Origin of the sequence: Archangium sp. Cb G35, assembly GCF_001896145.1 — a bacterium.
GTDB lineage: Bacteria > Myxococcota > Myxococcia > Myxococcales > Myxococcaceae > Archangium > Archangium violaceum.
The window spans coordinates 138,850-156,523 of the sequence record NZ_MPOI01000006.1 but is presented as its reverse complement, the minus strand read 5'-3'; the positions used below and the strand labels follow the sequence as shown (position 1 = coordinate 156,523).

At 67.6% G+C, this 17,674-nt stretch carries 12 protein-coding genes; 7 read left to right on the top strand and 5 right to left on the bottom strand.

What is annotated here, in order from left to right:
• Window positions 1–3 precede the first annotated feature (3 nt).
• A complete protein-coding gene (locus BO221_RS19430) occupies window positions 4–1,503 on the bottom strand; it encodes a CotH kinase family protein (RefSeq protein WP_158079878.1) in 1,500 nt (499 codons plus the stop codon).
• 289 nt (window positions 1,504–1,792) lie between these two features.
• Between BO221_RS19430 and BO221_RS19425 the strand changes: the two genes are divergently transcribed.
• Window positions 1,793–2,839 (top strand): lipase chaperone, encoded by a 1,047-nt coding sequence (locus tag BO221_RS19425; RefSeq protein ID WP_233166159.1) that lies wholly within the window; start codon window positions 1,793–1,795, stop codon window positions 2,837–2,839.
• 38 nt (window positions 2,840–2,877) lie between these two features.
• Window positions 2,878–4,029 carry an endonuclease gene (locus tag BO221_RS19420; protein ID WP_233166157.1) on the top strand — a complete coding sequence of 384 codons (1,152 nt, stop codon included), beginning with the start codon at window positions 2,878–2,880 and terminating at the stop codon, window positions 4,027–4,029.
• Window positions 4,030–4,217: 188 nt separating this feature from the next.
• Here the strand turns inward: BO221_RS19420 and BO221_RS19415 are convergent, their stop codons facing one another.
• Complete coding sequence (locus BO221_RS19415; protein WP_073561981.1) at window positions 4,218–4,931, bottom strand: lysoplasmalogenase; 714 nt, start codon at window positions 4,929–4,931, stop codon at window positions 4,218–4,220.
• Between the two features lie 62 nt (window positions 4,932–4,993).
• On the opposite strand from BO221_RS19415, the gene BO221_RS19410 reads away from it, so the two are divergent.
• Window positions 4,994–6,427 (top strand): ankyrin repeat domain-containing protein, encoded by a 1,434-nt coding sequence (locus tag BO221_RS19410; protein WP_073561980.1) that lies wholly within the window; start codon window positions 4,994–4,996, stop codon window positions 6,425–6,427.
• 33 nt (window positions 6,428–6,460) lie between these two features.
• Window positions 6,461–7,246: a hypothetical protein gene (locus BO221_RS19405; RefSeq protein WP_073561979.1), complete on the top strand. Its 786-nt coding sequence runs from the start codon at window positions 6,461–6,463 to the stop codon at window positions 7,244–7,246.
• 37 nt (window positions 7,247–7,283) lie between these two features.
• On the opposite strand, the gene BO221_RS19400 is transcribed toward BO221_RS19405, so the two are convergent.
• From BO221_RS19400 to BO221_RS19390, 3 genes are read right to left on the bottom strand one after another with little or no spacing between them, the layout of a single operon-like run.
• Window positions 7,284–11,504, bottom strand: a complete 4,221-nt coding sequence (locus tag BO221_RS19400) for a protein kinase (protein ID WP_073561978.1) — start codon at window positions 11,502–11,504, stop codon at window positions 7,284–7,286.
• Window positions 11,505–11,509: 5 nt separating this feature from the next.
• Complete coding sequence (locus BO221_RS19395) at window positions 11,510–12,154, bottom strand: hypothetical protein (RefSeq protein WP_073561977.1); 645 nt, start codon at window positions 12,152–12,154, stop codon at window positions 11,510–11,512.
• 29 nt (window positions 12,155–12,183) lie between these two features.
• A complete protein-coding gene (locus BO221_RS19390) occupies window positions 12,184–13,425 on the bottom strand; it encodes a hypothetical protein (RefSeq protein ID WP_073561976.1) in 1,242 nt (413 codons plus the stop codon).
• Window positions 13,426–13,562: 137 nt separating this feature from the next.
• Here BO221_RS19390 and BO221_RS19385 point away from each other — a divergent pair, with 137 nt between their 5' ends.
• From BO221_RS19385 to BO221_RS19375, 3 genes are all read left to right on the top strand, one after another.
• The gene (locus tag BO221_RS19385; RefSeq protein WP_073561975.1) at window positions 13,563–14,615 is read left to right on the top strand and encodes a trans-acting enoyl reductase family protein; all 1,053 of its coding nucleotides are present in this window, start codon (window positions 13,563–13,565) and stop codon (window positions 14,613–14,615) included.
• A 93-nt stretch (window positions 14,616–14,708) separates the two neighbouring features.
• Window positions 14,709–16,874, top strand: a complete 2,166-nt coding sequence (locus BO221_RS19380; protein ID WP_073561974.1) for an FAD-dependent oxidoreductase — start codon at window positions 14,709–14,711, stop codon at window positions 16,872–16,874.
• 23 nt (window positions 16,875–16,897) lie between these two features.
• Entirely contained in the window at window positions 16,898–17,665 is a 768-nt protein-coding gene (locus BO221_RS19375; protein ID WP_158079877.1) for a hypothetical protein, read from the top strand.
• Window positions 17,666–17,674 lie beyond the last annotated feature (9 nt).

The window sequence follows — 17,674 nt, the reverse complement described above, 5'->3', positions numbered from 1 at the left end:
GCGTCAGGGCATGAGGGCCAGTTGCGCGTCGAGAAAAACCCAGCGCAGGGTGAGCCATTGGCGGATGTATTCCACCTCCTCATCGAAGGTGGTGAAGTCCGTCCGTTGGGACCAGAGGGGGAAGCTCCGGTACTGCTCCATCCACCGGGCCTCATCGCGCCGGGCGCTCGGGGCGATCTCCCCGGCGATCTCATCGAGGCGCGCGTGGAGCAGGACGGGGGCGAGCTCCTGGGAGAGCTGAGCCCGGAGGCGAGTCCGGAGCGGCCCCGCGAATGTCGGCTCCGCGAGCAGGCGCCGGAACATCTCGTTGTCCGCCCCCGTATCGAGCGGTGCCGTGGGCCGCAAGCGCTGGGTCTTCCACGTCTGTCCAAACGTCCCGTCCAGGTCCCAGGGGATGTAGCGCCAGGGTCCGCCCTGGGGGTCGTGGTAGTGATAGGCGTTCTTCACATCCGAGTCGATCGCCACCAGCAGGGTGACGAAGGCCCACCAGTTCTCGTAGTCCCGCTGACTGAAGAGCTGGGGCCCCTGGGTCCGGAAGTCCGCATCGCTGGCGGTGGCCACGAAGCGGACGAAGGCGTCGAGGTCGTCGAAGGCGCCCGGCTCTCCCTCCTTGGGTGTTCCGTCCTGCTTCACGAAGCCCGCGTGTGGGGTGGGCTTGGGCTGGCCGTCCTTGTCCTCCAGGCGGAAGTTGGCCGCCCCGGTGTCGGCCTTGTAGAGGTTGCCGTTCACACTCAGCCCCTGGGCCGCCATCAGGTGCTTGTTGACGTGGTCCGCCAGCGTGTAGAGCCCGTGGTAGACCCCGTCGAGGTAGACCACCACGCTGAAGGTCTTCACCTGGAGGCTCTCGGGCGAAAGCCGGCCCCACAGCTCGAAGCCCATCCGCGCGCGCAGGTATGAGTTGTCATTGAAGGTGTTGATGAGCACCAGCGAGCGCCGGTTCGTGAACCCCCCGGCTCGCGCGGGCTCCTGGAAGGGATCCTCCGCGGAGAACTTCAGGGTGTAGCTGTTCTTCGGGAAGGCCAGGGAGCTGCTGCCGCGCAGCTTGCCCTCCGCGGCGTAGGTGTGGCCCCCATAGATGACGGTGAGGGGCACGTGGTCGTCGGGGTTGAGATGGGACGCGCCCTGGAAGTGGATGACCGGCAGCCCATATTCCTCGGTGTAGACGGTGGGCTGCACCGGCACGTTGTGCGGGTCCTTCCAATTGTCCGCCACGCCGATCTTCACCGTGCCGGTCTGCTTCTCCTTGCCTTTCAGGGCAATCACATACACCCCGGCCTGATCGAGCCCCGGCGTCCAACTCAGCGTCGCCGTCTTCTTGTCGTAGGATGCCCCGGGGGGCAGGTTCTTGAGATGGAAGGCGGAGCCCTTCACCTCCGTATCATCGGCGCACGACACCTTCACGGAGAGCGTCTCCCCCTCCTCGAGCCAATGGGGACCGCCCGCCGTCGGGACACAGGGGGCTTCGGACTTGTCGTCTTCGTCCTGCCTATCGAGCGGGAGCACGCTCGTTCGCGTCTCCTGATGCTTGCGGACTTCACTCCCGTCATCTGCGTTTCCACAGCCCAGGACTCCCCCCAACAGCAGGGCGCTCACTCCGATTCGAATTGGCATCATGTCGTTCACCACCACCCCGGTAGCGCTAGGTGGGGACTCGCGCTCATCCCGACAACACGCCCCCGAGCGCCCCGCGAGTGTCTTGATTCGAACAGAATCGCACGGTATTCTGTTTGAGCTTTTGTGGCTCGGCAGAGGTACTCCCATGCGGATGGATGTAAGGGTTTTGGGAGTCCTGTTGGGGACAGCGCTCCTGGGACTGGCGGCCGGGTGGCCCTCGGCCCACTCCGTGGCGGCCGCTGAGGCCCCGCCCCTCCCCGATGACCCGGTGTCTTCGCCGGCCAGGACCTGGCGTCCGGCAACGCCCACCTGGAGTGCGCCGGCCGCGTCCATGAACCTCGATGCTCGGGAGCTCGAGTCGCGGATGCTGGTGGCGAAGGTCCGGGCCTCGCTTGGCCGGAGCTATGAGCTTGCCTCCTCGCAGGGGGACTTCGCCCTGGCGCCGGGCCACATCCTCGATGGCCTCCTCTCGCGGCGTTGCGGACTCGTGCGGCGTCATGTGGAGGAGCTCCTTGCTCATCGGGAGCGGCTCGGTCTCTCGGGAGCCGATGCAGACGGGCTGTGCCGGGAGCTGCTCTTCTCGCTGCTCCAGGAGCGGCTCTCCCTGCCCGAGGGGACTTCCCAGGCGCGGTTCTGGGAGTCCCTGGCGCGGGTGGACGAGGCCTCGGAGCGGCACGTCCTCGGAGAGGCTTCCACCTCGCGCGGTGAGGCGTTCCGCGCGGCCTACGAGCGCTTCCGCGAGGAGCGCCAGGAAATCGTGGGCCCGGATGTCGAGCGGAGACTCTTCGGGCTTTCGGACGAGCTGGTGCGCCTGCCCTTCCTGGTGGACGAGCTCGTCAGTGATTCGCGTCTGTCGCCCGAGCAGCGGATGGCGGCCTACGAGGACGCGCTCCAGCGCATCTCGCGTGACTACGGCGTCGTGCTCGCCTCGGTGGTGGAGCCGATCGAGCTGGCGAAGAATGCCTTGAGGCTCCACGGGACGGCGGGAGCCCTCGGGCCCGCGCAACAGCAGGCCATCCTGGAGCGGTTCGCCGGCTCCGAGACCACGCGGCTCTACCTCGAGCACCAGATGGAGCAACAGGACCGGGGCGAGCGCCTGCGCGCCTTCAACCAGGAGCGCGCCCGGCTCCTGGAGCAATTGACCCGTGCGGGTCTCACGCCAGAGCAACTGCGCGAGCGGATGCCGGCGATCGACCAACAGCTCTTCGAGAAATATCACCTGTAGTAGGACCGGCCGCGGTTGCGCGGGGGGAAGCCAGCCCGATGAAGACTCACAAGAACCAGGGAAGTCACCGCCTGCTGCCCGTGTTGGTGGCGTTGATGTTCGGAGGCCAGGCGTGGGCGTATGACCCTTATTATTCGAACAACCCCACCGCCTGGTACGACGAGGTGGCCGAGGATGAGTACTTCAATCCATCCCTCACACCCGGCTGGCAGCTCAACGAGACGTGCGGCGACACGGGCTACTTCTCGGTGGCGTCCTACAACATCTTCCACAACGTGCCCTTCGTCTATGACTTCGGAGACGAGATGGAGCAGAGCCTTGGAAAGGTGACGAAGTGCGCGGACATCGTCCTGTACCAGGAGGCCTGGGATTATGACGACATCATCCAGGATGGTCCCAAGCAGAACATGGCCTCACGCGGCTTCAACATGCTCACCCCCAGCGGCTATTACTGTGATGATGCCTGGGGTGGCATCGAGAACGATTGCAGCGGCCTGATGATGTTCTACAAGAGTGGCACCACGCTGGTGAAGGAGTTCACCCTCCAGCCCTTCACCGACGTGAACGGGACCGACGTGCACAAGGAGAAGGGGGTCTGGGGCGCCATCTTCGCCAAGGAGGGGAAGTATTACTATGTCTTCGATACGCACTTCACGTACGGGAACAAGGGTCACCTGGAGGGAGATGCCGCCTCGGATGCCTCACGTATCTCCAACATGAAGCAGTCGTTGGCCTATATCCGCAACCAGGTGAATGCCAACCAGGTGGGCTATCCGCCGTCGCTCGTCCTCTTCGGAGGTGACTTCAACTCCGACTTCACCAGCGCCAGCAGTTACTCGCGGGGTTATCAACTGCTCGTCCAGGCCGCTGCCCAGACGTATTTCTATGAGCCGTATGCCTATTCCATGATGAACGCGGTGCTGGGCGGTTACGAGACGCCCGGCTTCCAGTCCAACTGGTTGGGAGGCGCCGTGGACACGGGCCCCAATGGCATGGCCACGGGGGCGAAGGCGGACTACGACACCGTGCTGGTGGGCAAGCCCGGTGCCTTCGGCGAATGCGCGCCCATCGAGATCGCCTACAGTGGCTGGGCTCCCGCGTGGAAGACGACGACCGGGGCGCGGAAGTGGCCCTTCTATACCCACTCGGATCATTACGGCCGGTGGATCCGGGTGAAGCCTGGCTGTTGACCCCTTCAGGGAAGTGGCCGGAGAGGCCCATACTCCCTCTCCCCCCGGGAGAGGGTTGGGGTGAGGGTATCCGAGCCCGTTCTTCAAACCCGTGGCCCTCGGTGTGGACAGGGGGTTCAACCCGGGGTCCTGGCACCCTCACCCCGTCCCTCTCCCGGGGGGAGAGGGGAAATCTTCGCTCGAGGAGATCAGGGCCCGGCGCTGGCGGCACTCGCGAGTGGCTGCGTCTGGCTCATCCCTTGCGTTCGGCTCCGCGTGGAGACCGCCGAGCGTGCGATGCCGAGCTGCCCAGCCCAGTAGAGCAGGATGCTGACGTAGCTCATGCCCGCGACGGGGGACACGAAAAGCTGGAAGGCGAGCAGCGCATCGCTCAGGCCGAAGCACAGCGCCCCCACCAGCGCGGCCCACTGTTCACTCCGGGCGAGCCCATCCGCGCCCATCAGGGCGGCCGAGCGCCACATCATCGTGCAGATGACGGCGATATAGACGCCCACGGGCAGGGCCATCTCTCCCAGGTAGGGCCGGAGTAACAGCCAGCTGCCCACGCCAAAGAGGAGGAAGAACACGCCCAGGCCCCAGCGCGGCGTACGCGAGACCGACAGGTACGCGGCGGCATAGGCCACATGGGCCAGCAGGAAGGAACCCAGGGCGGGCAGGAACAGTCGCCCGTCCGCCTCCAGCACCATGTCTCCCACCAGGGAGAGCGCGAGACCGGCGGCGATCCACCGGGCGTAGCGCTCACGCGGAGGCCACAGCCACACGGCGAGGCACAGCACCGGCACGGCCTTGCTCGAGAGCTTCAACCAGGAGTGTTCCAGATGGATGCCGGCGAGGAAGGCGGCGACGCCCAGCCCTCCGAGCACGGCGAGTCCGAGACTCCGGGGGACGAAGAAAGAACGCATGTCGGGCCCTACGCTCGCATAATGGGCTTCCGGCGTCGAAGGTTGGCGCCCCGGGGAGGAAGATGCCGGCGAAATCGGATGGAGACGCGACCCAGGCCCTGCTCTCGCTATGCGAGGACAAGCGCCGTTGGCACACGGAACTCAACGCGGCGAGCGTGAAGAAGCTGCTGGCCGAGGGCGCGGACGTGAAGGCGCGCAACAAGAACGGTATGACGGCCCTGCACCTCGCCGTGCAGGGGCCCTACACGAAGGCAGAGCCGCTTCCAGACGCCGGCGTGGTGCGTGCACTCCTCGAGGCGGGGGCGGAGGTGAATGCGCGCGACAACCACCAGCAGACTCCCGTGCTGCGGGCGGTCCCTTCCGAGCAGAGTGAGGCCATCGAAGCCAGGGCCCTGGAAATCATCCGCGTCCTGCGGGACGCGGGGGGACAGGTCCCCTCGGATGTGAAGGACGGGCGCGGTGGTGCGTTCAAGTCCACGAGTGAGGCGCTCTACAGGGAACTGCTCGACGCGGGCGCCGCCATCGACGCGAGGGATGACGCCGGCGGGACTCCACTTCATTCCGCGGCGGGCATGGGGACCGCACCCACCATCCACTTGTTGCTCGCGCGAGGCGCCGAGGTGAATGCGCTCGACGGGCTCGGACGCACGCCGCTGGGCGTGGCGCTGCGCACGCAGGCGATGCCCTGGGTCACGGCGAACAATCGTCAGTCCGCGTTCAAGGCCGTTGTCGGTGCGCTGGAGGCGGCGGGCGGGAAGCCGGGCATCTCCTATCCGCGGAGCGACGACCCCCTCGCTCCCTTCCCCCTGGATGGCGCCGCGCTGAACGCCGCCTTGAAGGGCAAGAAGCTCTCGTTCAAGCACGAGGTCAGCTCGGCCCAGGAAGTGGCCACCGGGTTGCACGGTTACGGAGAGCCGGAGTCGTCCCTGGAGAAGCTCACGGCGCTGCGTGATTCGCTCGGGGTGGCGCCGAGGAAGGTGCACTTGAAGGGTCCCCTGTCCCTGAAGAGGGCTTTCTTCCACCACGGCGACCTGGAGGTGGACGGAGACCTCGACATCTACCGGCCGTTCGCGGTGACGGGGAACGTCATCGTCCACGGAGTGGTGCGTGACTGCGCCAATGACTCACTCATCAATGTCCTTGGCGGCTTGAAGTGCCACGCGCTCTACACGGACGGCGAGTTCACCGTCGGAGGTGACATCGAGGCACGTGACGTGGTGCTCGGCTATTACAACGATCACATCCTGAGCGCGGGCACCATCAAGGCCCGGGTCGTCATCGAGGATGATCACGCCACCATGGCCAGCGTCGAGGCCGAGCAGCACTTCGACATGGACACGTATTCCCAGGGCTACGGCGAGGGCGTGCCCGAGCGGCTGCGTGAGCTGTTCGTCGATGAGGTGTTCAAGGAGGAAGAGGAGGAGGAGGGAGCCCGGCTCGACAAGGGCGAGCTCTTCTACCGCATCAGCAAGGGGCTTCCTGTCTTCAGGACGTGAGCCTCCGGGCATGGCGAGGAGGTATGGTGCGCCATGCTCGGACACTCGAATCCTCGACGTTTCGCGCTGTTGCTCGCGCTCACTTCCAGCCTCTTCGCCGCCCAGGCCGCGGAGGTCTCTCCCGCCGAGCGGGTGGAGACCACGCCGGGCCTTTCTCCCGATGCCGTGCGCGGTGTCTTCAACCGCCAGCGCCAGGAGCTGGCCCGTTGCATGCGCGTGGTCTACCTCCGCAAGGCGACGGATCCTTCCCGTGGCGACGTGGAGCACGTGGTCTGGAATGATCTGCCCAATGCGGATGACCGCGTTCAGTTGCGCTTCGCCCTCTCACCGGAGGGCCGGGTGCTGCGGGAGGGTTCGAGGGATGCGTCCTTCAGCGTGCGCGGCCTCTACCTGGACACCCTCTGCGTCGAGCGCATCCTCGAGACCTGGTCCTTCCCCGCTCATCCCGTCGGTGAGAGGGAGGCGGCTGGTGGGAAGGAATCGGTCCAGGTGGAGGTGTGGGCACGTTTCCGCACGACGGCCGCCGAGCGGCAGGCGGTACTGGCGCGCATGCGTGAGGATCTCACCGCTCTCTGCGGTGCCCTCTCCGCCCTGGGTTCCCCCGGCCAACCACCGGCGAAAGAGCAGTGGAGTGCGGTCATCTCGCGCTTGCTCGCCGAGCGAGGCACGCGCATGGACCCGCGAGTGCGCCAGGGCATCGAGGGGATGGTCCATGTCAACGTAGGGGATGGCGCCGAACTCTATGGATACGTGATGGAAGAGTCGATGGGCTCGCGAATCGAGTGCCCGGTGGTGCGTTCCTGGTTGAAGCGGCCGTAGGGCCGTCGCCTTCGCCAGCCCAGGGCTCGCGGAGGTCTCACCCCGGCTCCGTTCCCGGAGCGGATGCGTGGCCCGAGAGCCCGGCCAGCAACTCCTGGGCGGCCCGATAGTCCCGGAGGCTTGCGTCCGCGGAGACTCCTCCGAGGACCTCCGTCAGGAGCTCGCGGGCCTTCTGCTCCTCGCTTGCTCGCGACAGGAGCCGGGCCAGACTCGAGGCCGAGCGCAGCGCATGGAGCGCCGCCCCGGACCGCCGGGCCAGGGTGAGCGCTTCCTCGAAGGAGGCCCGTGCCGCCGCCGTCTCTCCCTTCCGGAGAAGGAACTCTCCCTGGAGCCACAGCAGGTCCGGGTGCGCACGGCGCGCCAGCAGGGGCTCGAGTACCTGGAGTCCCTCCTTCACGGCGGCCAGTCCTTCGTCGATGCGTCCGCTCACGAGATACGCCTTGATGAGGCACACCAGGCACGTGGGGTACATGACGAGCGCGCCCATGGCCTGGATGAGCGCGAGGCCCTGCTGGATGATGGGGATTCCCTTGTCGGCCTCTCCGAGCCGGGCAGTAGCCCAGCCCAGGACGCAGTAGCCGATGGCCAGCGTGGACAGGAATCCGTTTCCACCGGAGACGGCGATCAGCCGGTTCGCCATGTCTCGCGCGGCCTCTGGCTCCTCCACCTCGTATTCGATCGATGCACCGTACGAGAGCGTGACCGCGACGGCATACGGGTGTTGCATCGCCTCGGCCCACGCGAGCGCCTCCTGGTACGCCGCTCGGGCCCGGGCGATGTTTCCCAGCATCGACTCGGTGAAGGCCTCGTACAGGGGCGTGTAGAGCACCTGCTCGGAGAAGTAGCTTTCGCTGCCTCCGCCGCGGATGCGCGCCAGGGTCTCCAGGGGGTGCTCCTGGCGGATCAACCCTTTCGCCAGGGTGCAGTGCCGCAGTGCCTCGGCGTACGCACCCCGCCAGAACTCCAACGAGCCGATCGCCGCATGGATGACCACCTGGGTCGTGGGATCATCGTGTTGCTCGAGGATGCGATGGAAGCGCGCTTCCACCCGCGCCGCGTCATCGCGGTTGCCCCGCACCAGCGCGACAACCCAGATTCCCCAGATCACCGACAAGGGGACGTCCCCGTACCGCTCGCAGAGCGCGTGGGCGCGGGTGTAGACCTCCTCGACCTCCTTGGCTGCGTAGCCCTTCGTCGCGACGAGCGCCTGGCCGAGCTCGACCAGCAGGGCAATCTCCCGCTCGTCCCGTTCCTTCGAGGCCGGCAGGAGCGCCAGTTGCTCCAGGGCCTGGGTCAGGTGGTGGATGGCCTCGGGGAGGGCGGACTTCGCGGCGGCCCGCTGACCGGCCCGCTGCCACAGCGTCACGGCCTGCTCCGCCAGCCCCGCACGGGTGGCGTGGTTGGCGAGCAACTCCGGTTGTTCCTCCGCCATCCCGGGGAACCGTTCGCTCAGCACGTGGAAGATGCGGGTGTGGTAGTGCTTGCGCGTGCTCTTCGGCAGCGACTGGTAGGCCGCGTCCTGGACCAGCGCGTGTTTGAAGGCGTACGTCAGCTGGGGCGGCCAGCCCTGTTGGAAGAGCAATCCGGCCTGCTCGAGCTGCTCGATGTCCCGTTGCAGCTCGTCCTCCGGAAGGAACGAGATGGCGCGGAGCACCTCCTGGCCGAACTCCCGGCCCAGCAGGGCGGCGAGCTGCGCCAGCGCCTTCGTCCGGGGCGGGAGGTGGTCGAGCCGGGCCAGGAGCAGCTCATGCAGGGTGGCCGGAATGCCCCCGGCCTTGCCTCCCTGCTCCAGCACCATCCGGGTCATCTCCTCGACGAAGAGGGGGACGCCATCCGCCCTGGCCACGAGCTGCTCGAGCGCCCCGGCCGGCAGGGCCCTGCCCTGGGCGGTCTCCCGCGCCAGCGTGGCGGTGTCCTGGGGCGAGAGGGGCGCGAGCCGCAGCTCGTGGTAGCCGGGTTGCTCCGCCCACGTTTGCGTGAGCCCGGGCCTCGCGGTGAGCAGCACGCAGATGCGAAGGCGCTCGAGGTACCCCAGGAGGATGCCGAGGAATTGGAGGGTGGAGGGATCGGCCCAGTGCACATCCTCCACCACGAAGACGAGGGGCCGGTTCTCCGTGAGCCGTTGGAGGAGGGCCGAGAGGGCCTGGACCCCGCGCTCCCGCTGGCGCTCGGGGGGCAGCAGGAGGAAGGGCGCACCCGCCGGGAGTGGCAGGGACAGGAGCGAGGCGAGGGGTGGCACCTGCTCGGGAGGCAGGCCGAGGGCGGCGCAGCGCTCCTCCAGCATGCGTAGCTTCTGCTGGGCGTTGTCCTGGGGAGCGAGCTCCAGGAAGCGCTGGAGCCAGTCGATGAGCGGGTAGAAGGCACTGCTCTTGAATTGGGGCCAGCACTGGCACCGGGCCCAGGTGCTCGAGCCGGGAGGCTCCTGATCATGCAACTCCTGGATGAGGCGGGACTTGCCGATACCCGCCTCGCCCTGGAGCAGGATGAAGGCGCCGTGCTCGCGCGCGGCCTCCTCGCGCAGCAGGGCCAGACGCCACAGCTCCCGCTCCCGTCCCACCAGGGGGGTCAGCGGGCCCATGACGAGCGCACGATCGAAGCGCGTCACGTTCCTGCGCTCCTGGAGCACCCGGTGGATGCCGATGGTCTGGCCCCCCGCCGTCCCCTCGAAGCTCCGGTGACCCATCGGCCGGGTCTGGAACCGGCCTCGCACGAGCGCATGGGTCCGATCGCTGACGAGCACCGTGTTCGGCTCGGCCTGCGCCGCCAGCCAGGAGGAGATCCTCGGGGCCTCTCCCTGCATGGCGGGGAGCATTCCCTGGAGCTCGGGCATGACGTTGGCCAGGGCCACCAGGTCGGTATGGATGCCCACGCGCACGGACAGGCCGTGACGCCACATGCACAGCAACTCTCGCGGGATCTGTTCCGTCTGTTGCAGCGCCGCGCGGACCGCGTGCTCCGCATCGTCTTCCCCGGCGCGGGGGTAGCCGAAACACGCGAGCACCTCGCCTCCGACGGCCGTGGTGATGGCCCCGCCGTGCTGGTGGATGATGCGCGTGCAGGTGCGGTGGAAGGCCGCCTCCAGCTCGCTGGAGTCCTCGGGATCCATCCATCCACCGGGGTCGGGAGCCAGCGTGAGCCGGCAGGACACCAGTGTCACCGGCCGGCGCTCGGCCTGGGCCTTCGGGCGCTCGGGCCGGAGGGCGAGGCGCTCCTGCAGCTCGCACAGCCCCTTGAGCAGCTCGGAGCCATCGGCCGGGCGCTGTGATGGATCCTTCTCCAGTGCCGAGGCGACGAGCCGCTCCACCTCCCGGGGCAGCTCGGGCCGGCGCTCGCGTACCCGGGGCATCGGCCTCTCGGAGAGGGTGTGCGCCCGGAGCTCCTGGCGCGTCAGCAGCGGGAACGGGAGTTCGCCGGTGAGCAGCTCGAAGAGCAGGACGCCGCAGGACCAGATGTCATCGCACGCGTGGGGCTGTGCCTGATTCCATTGCTCCGGAGACATATAGGGGGGTGTTCCCGAGCCACCCGGTTCACGCGCGGCGTCGGTGCCGATCAGCAACCGGGACAGGCCGAAGTCGAGCAGCTTGGCCCGGCCCGTGGAGAGGATGAAGATGTTGCCCGGCTTGAGGTCCAGGTGGACGAGTTGGCGCTCATGGGCATGCGCCAGGCCCGCCGCCACGTCGATCATGATGCCCAGGACGCGTGGCAGTCCGAGCCTCTCCTGGCGCATGAGGGAATGCAGGCTCCTTCCCTCCAGGTGCTCCATCACGAGGAAGGGAATCTTGAACGGGGCGAGACCGCTCGCCATGCGCAACCCGGTGCTCCACAGGGACACGTCGTGGAGCCGGACGATGTTGTCGTGATCCACCCGCGCCGTCGCCTGGGCCTCCTCGCGGACGAGCAACGCCACCTCCTGCTGGGGGAACTGGAGGAAGGAGAGGAGGAACTTCAGGGCAACCGTCCGTTGCAGCTCATGGTCCAGCGCCCGGAAGACCCGCCCCATGCCGCCTTCGCCGATCAACTCGAGGATCTCGTACCGGCTCCCATCCAGGCCCCCCAACCGCTCTCCCAGGACGGGCATGGGGACAGGTGGAGCCTGTTGGGAGATCTCCCGGAGGAACGAATCCTCCCATTCGGAGCCCACGTGCGAGGTGGAGCCCTTTAGGAGGAACGAACCGTTGCGCTCTTCATGACCGATGGCCTGTCCCATCTCGTTACCCAACCTGATGAAGGCCTGCTCGCGAGATGGCTTGCCCGCCACGGGGCCTACGGCAACGTGGATTCTTCGACGAGGGCACAGATGATCGCGAGGGGGCGGCGTTCTGATCCTTCCCTGGCGAACACGGCTCCCGCGTAGAGCCCCGGGAAGATGCCCTTCTGTTCGCGCACGCTCTTGCCCCTGCCGATATCGACCAGGGTGACCACCACCCTGTCTCCTTCCGGCGAGAGGCGGGCCCGGACGTGTGCCTGGGCGGAGATCGTGCGGCTTCCCGAGGCCGGGGGGCCTCCCGCCAGGATGTCATCTCCAACACGGTAGAGATCGCTCACCTCGGGTGTGACGCCGGGAGGGAGGAAGATGTTCGTCGGTGCGTCGCCCGGGGGGCAGAACTCGGCGTCACCATCCACGACGAAGAGCAGGGTGGGGAGTTGTTTCTCGCGCCCCGCGGCCAACTGGAACGGGACGGTCGCCAGATCGATCCACGAGTCCAGCATTCCCACGGCATCCTGCATCCACTGGGTGGAGTCGTAGGTCCCCGCCCGGACCTTCTGGAGGATGCCGGTCCAGCGGCCGAGCTGGTCCTGAACGAAGGTGGTGGAGGCTTTCAGGAACTCGTCGAGGTTGTGGACGGCGGTGGTCGTCCCCGCCGTCGCGGAGGGGGCTCCACTGGGACCACTGATCGGCGTCGTCATCGCGGGCTCCTTTGTCTAGCAACAGAGATCTAGCAATAGAGTTTCTTGACGAGCTCGTTCATCCAGAGCCCCACGACGACGGGGGCCAGATGCGAGAGGATTTGACCGGAGCCTGGGGGGGCCAGGCTGGGAGTCCGCCTGTCCAGGAGGTCCGAGTAGCGGATGTTCTTCACGGTCTGGAGCCGGAAGCGGGCGCCTCCGGGGAGAGGATTGGGGATGGGCGCGACCGTCTGGAAACCCACGTCCACGTCGATGCCCCGGTCGAACGACACCACGAAGAGCTCGCTGCCCTCGCACGAGAAGAGCGAGAAGCGCATGTCGATCGTCTGCTCGGGCTCCTTCACGACGTAGTCGATGTTGAGGAAGTTGCGGAACGAGGCGACGCGGAACGTGTTCCAGTTCCACTCGACGTGTTCGAAGAGGACTCCGTGCCAATCCGTTCCTCTCAGGGTCTCGAGGGCGGTGGGGAGCGGCTCGAACGCGCGATTGTCCGGGGTGGGCTGCACCTGGAAGCATTCCGGCCAGAAGGGAGAGGGGCCCCAGCTTCGTGGATCGAGGGTGCGTGCGAGCACCCCGAAGTCGCATCGGGATTCGGAGGGGATGTCCACGGTGGTGACCAGCGTGTTCAGGTCCACCGTGCTCTCGGGTTTCCGCGCGAGGAGCGGCGCTGCTTCCACCGCGAAGCGCGCTTGGGCCTCGGGTGGGGCGGGCGCCTCGGCCGTCAGGCCCATCACGCGGAGGAGGGCCTTCCGCAGGCCCTTCTCCCGGGTCGGATACGTTGGATAGATCAGGGGGACGACGGGGGCCTGCTCCGCCGGAGACGGAGTTTCCGTGGGCGCCGTGTTGGCGAGATCGCGATAGACGAAGTTCCTGATGTCGTCATGGCTCAAGGGGCGCACCTGGAGCTCGCCGGGCATCGTGTCCCTGATGCTCGCGATGAGCGCCCTGCGGAAGGCCGTGGGATTCCCCACTTCAATGCCCAGGAGGTGCGCGAGATGGGGGATGAACTCATCCCGTTGCTCGACGACCACGGCGGACGCCAGCTTGAACTGGGCGGAGGCCAGCGCTTCCTCGGTCCGTCCTCCGGGCAGTTGATGAATCAGATCAATGGCTTTCGAGAGGGGGAGCGGCTGCATCTCCGGGGGGAGGGCCAACGAGGCTTCGCCCCTGGGGTCCGTGTGCAGGAACACGCTGAACAGGCTCGCCCGGTATTCATGGACACCGGGGTCCCGCTCCGGGAGGAAGCCGTCGGATTGTAGTGTAATGCCCATCAATCCCCACCATCACGGCACGCTTGGGCACTGCCCGAGCCCTACTGAGTAGAGAATGAGTCAGGTTGATGTGATCTCAAGGGCCGGGCGTGCGACGGGGCGTGTGTCCTGTCGTAGGTTGGCGGTGGGGGAACCCGATGCCGACCACCCATCCCTTTCTTCTCTACGGAGCCACGGGCTACACCGGCCGGTTGCTGGCACGCGCGGCGAGCGAGCGGGGACTCCGCCCCATCCTGTGTGCCCGGGACGAGCCCCGGCTCGCGGCCATGGCCTCGGAGCTGGGGCTGGAGTACCGCGTGGCCCGTCTGGAGGCCGGACTGGATGAGGCCCTGAGGGGAGTCCAGGCCGTCCTCCATGCCGCGGGGCCGTTCTCCTCGACGTGCCGTCCCATGGTCGACGCCTGCCTGCGCGCGGGGGCCCACTATCTCGATCTCAGCGGAGAGGTGGCGGCCATCGAGGGCGTCTTCCAGCGCGGAGCGGAGGCGCGCCAGCGTGGGGTCATGCTCATGCCGGGGGTTGGGTTCGATGTCGTTCCCTCGGACTGTCTCGCGCTCCACCTGTCGCGCCAGGTGCGGGGAGCCCGGCGGCTCGTATTGGGCATCTCCGGGCTCGAGATGATTTCCCGCGGCTCGTTCCGGACGCTCGCCGAGGGCGCGGGGCAGTCCATCCTCATCCGCCGGGGAGGGCGCATCCTCGAGGCCGTCCCGGGCTCGCTCCAGCGCGAGCTCGATTTCGGCTCGGGGCCGCGGACGAGCCTCGCCATGAGCTGGGGAGATGTCAGCACCGCGTATTACTCGACGGGCATTCAGGACATCGAGGTGTACTGTGACGCCATCCCCGCCTTGTGGATGATGGTGATGGCGAACCGCTGGTTCGGGGGGCTGCTCGCCTCGGACGTGGGGCGGCTCGGGCTCGAGCTCCAGGCGCGGGCACTGCCTGACGGTCCTACTCCCGAGCAGCGCGCTGGACGCCAGGGCGTCATCGTCGCGGAGGTGGAGGACGCCTCGGGCCGCCGCCTTCGTGGACGTCTGCGCACCCCGGAGGCCTATACGTTCAGCTGTACGACCGCGCTGGCCCTCGTCGAGCGCGTGCTCGCGGGAGACCTGGAGGTGGGAGCCCAGACGCCCGCGCGAGTCTATGGCCCGGACTTCGTGCTCTCGTTCGCGGATGTCTTTCGGGAGGAGTTTTGATTGCCCTGGAGTGCTGGGGGACGTTGGCGGATGGACGCTCGGCTCTCGTGCTGAATTGACGGGCTGCGTGTCTGTCTTCTTCACTGAGCGGCGATGAGCAACGAGCGCCCCATCGACATCGCCGTCATCGGAGGCGGTTGCGCGGGCATGGCCGCCGCGTTCGAGCTGACGAGACCCGAGCACCAGGGCCGCTATCGCGTCACCGTGTACCAGCTTGGCTGGAGGCTGGGGGGCAAGGGCGCATCGGGCAGGGGGCCGGCGGATCGCATCCAGGAGCATGGGCTCCACCTGTGGATGGGGTTCTACGAGAACGCCTTCCGGTTGATTCGCGAGTGCTACGCGGAGCTGAATCGGGACCCGGCCACCTGTCGCATCGCCGGCTGGCGTGATGCCTTCGTCCCGGATCACTTCAACGGCCTGGCGGATTGGTCCCCGCGTGGGGGCTGGTCGCCCTGGACGGCACGGATGCCCCCTTTCGAGGGGCTGCCCGGCGATTCCGGCAACGAGGTCCCCCGGTGGAGCATCGCCGACTACCTGGCGAGGAGCCTGGAGTTGGTGCGTGCCCTGGTGATGACGGTGTGGGAGCCCGCGAGTGGGACGGCACCCGATGCACAGCGCGCCCCGGCGGGAGTGGGGACTCCGGAAGCGGTCCTGGAGTCGATGTCGAGCCTCCTCAAGTACGGACAGTTCGCCACGCTCGCCGCGGTGCTGGAGGCCCTGAGCTTGATGGAGGTTGCTCTCGGTACGTTGCGCCGCTACCCGGAGAACCTGCTCCTCCGCTTCCATGACGCGGTGGCGGCCGCGCTGCGCGAGCGCTTCGCGAAGCTGATCGAAACGGATGATCAGCTCCGCCGCCTTTGGGAGATCATCGACATGATGCTGGCGGTGGTCCGCGGGGGACTCCGCTTCCGCCTGCTGACGGATCCCCGGGGCTTCGACGCCATCGATGATTACGACTGCCGGGAGTGGCTGCGTCTCAACGGCGCTTCGGAGGGGACGATCAACGGTGCCTTCGTCCGGGCGCTTTACGATCTCACCTTCGCCTACGAGGATGGGGACGTGAAGAAGCCCCGGGTCGCCGCCGGACAGGGGCTGCGCGGCGCGTTCCGGGCGTTCTTCACCTACCGGGGAGCCTTCTTCTGGAAGATGCAGTCGGGGATGGGGGACGTGGTGTTCGCTCCCTTCTACGAGGTGCTGAAGCGGCGGGGGGTCCGCTTCGCGTTCTTCCACCGCCTGGAGGACGTCCGGCTCGTGGCGCCCGAGCGGCTCGCGCCGGGCGAGCGGCCCTATGTGGAGGCGCTCGAGTTCGACGTGCAGGCCGAGGTCGTGGGAGGAGGGGAGTATCAGCCGCTCGTCGATGTGCGTGGGCTGCCCTGCTGGCCCGTGGCTCCCGACTACCGGCAGCTCGTGGAGGGCGAGCGGCTCGAGCGGGAGGGATGGCAATTCGAGTCCCATTGGGACCGGCGCAAGGTGGGGACGCGGACGCTGCGCGTGGGGGAGGACTTCGATGTCGCCATCCTCGCCGTGGGCGGTGGTGCCATCCCCCATGTCTGCAAGCAATTGGTGGAGAGGGATTCGCGGTGGCGCGCCATGGTCGAGCGCGTCAAGACCGTGCCGACCCAGGCCTTTCAGCTCTGGATGAGCGCGAACATGAGTGAGCTCGGCTGGACCGAGCCGCCCATCAACGTCTCGGGCTTCGTGGAGCCCTTCGACACCTGGGCGGACATGTCCCATCTCGCCTCGGAGGAGAGCTGGTCCCAGCCCCCGGCGGCGATCGCCTACTTCTGCAACGTGTTGCCGGATGTCCCCGAGGAGGAGCGGCAGCGGCCCGCTTTCCCCCACGAGCAGCACGAGCGGGTCCGGCGCAACTGCGTCCAGTTCCTCGAGCGGGACATCGTCCACCTGTGGCCCCGGGCCCACGGTGACTCTGGCGGGTTCCGATGGGACCTGCTCCAGGATGCCCGGGAATCGCCGGAGGCTGGCGCGAGCGCCCAGGGCGAGGCCCGTTTCTCCTCTCAGTATTGGACCGCCAACGTGAACCCCACGGACCGGTACACCCTCTCGCTGCCCGGGAGTCTGAAGTTCCGCCTCTCGCCGCTGGACAACACCTACGACAACCTCACCGTCGCGGGTGACTGGACGGACTGTGGCTTCAACCAGGGATGTGTCGAGGCCGCGGTGATGTCGGGCCGGCTGGCGGCTCATTCCATCTCGGGCGCACCCCGGCTCGAGGAGATCGTGGGGTTCGATCACCCGTGAGTGCCATGGATCCTCCTGAGAGAGTGAAGAAGCCGGAGCCGGAGCGCACGCAGCCCATCCGCAACTGGAACGTGCTGTTCCCGGGCACGCCACCGCGCACGCCACCGCCGGGAGGTGCTCCAGCGCCGGGAGGTGCTCCCCCGCCAGGTGAGGCCGTCTCCCGAGGCGTGGAGATGGGCTACCGGGTGATCGAGGAGTACCTGCGCCAGGGACAGAACGTGGCACGCGCGATGGGGGTTCCCTCTACCGGGGGTGCTCCGGCCGATGATGGGCTCCAGAACCGCATGGGGGCGATGCTCCGGAGCTTCACGGACTTCGCCAGTCTGTGGATGGAGCTGATGGGCAGGATGGGCGCGGGTGGAGCCGCCGCCGCTCCGGGCGTCACGCCTCCCGTGGGGACAGCGGGTCCCTTCCCATCGGGAGGTGCTCCGGTTGCTCCCGAGCCCCCGAAGGCCGTGGCGCCGGCACCGCAGGTGGTTCCGGAGCCCCAGGCGGTTGTGCCCCTGGGTCTCACCCTCGATGTCGACTCGCCCCGGCGCGTCGAGGTCTCGCTCGAGCTTCGCCCGCGTTCCTCGACCCTGCCGCTCGTGGTTCACGATCTGCGCGCTCCCGAGCCGGACAAGCCGCGCATCACGGGCGTGGGGATCGAGTGCCTGTCCGAAGAGGAACGGGTGATTCTCCATCTCCAGGTCCCGGAAGCGCATCCACCCGGGGTCTACAGCGGGCTCATCGTCGACGAGCGGACGGGCCTTCCGCGCGGCACGCTCACCGTGCGGATTCCTCCCCGTTGACCGGAGATC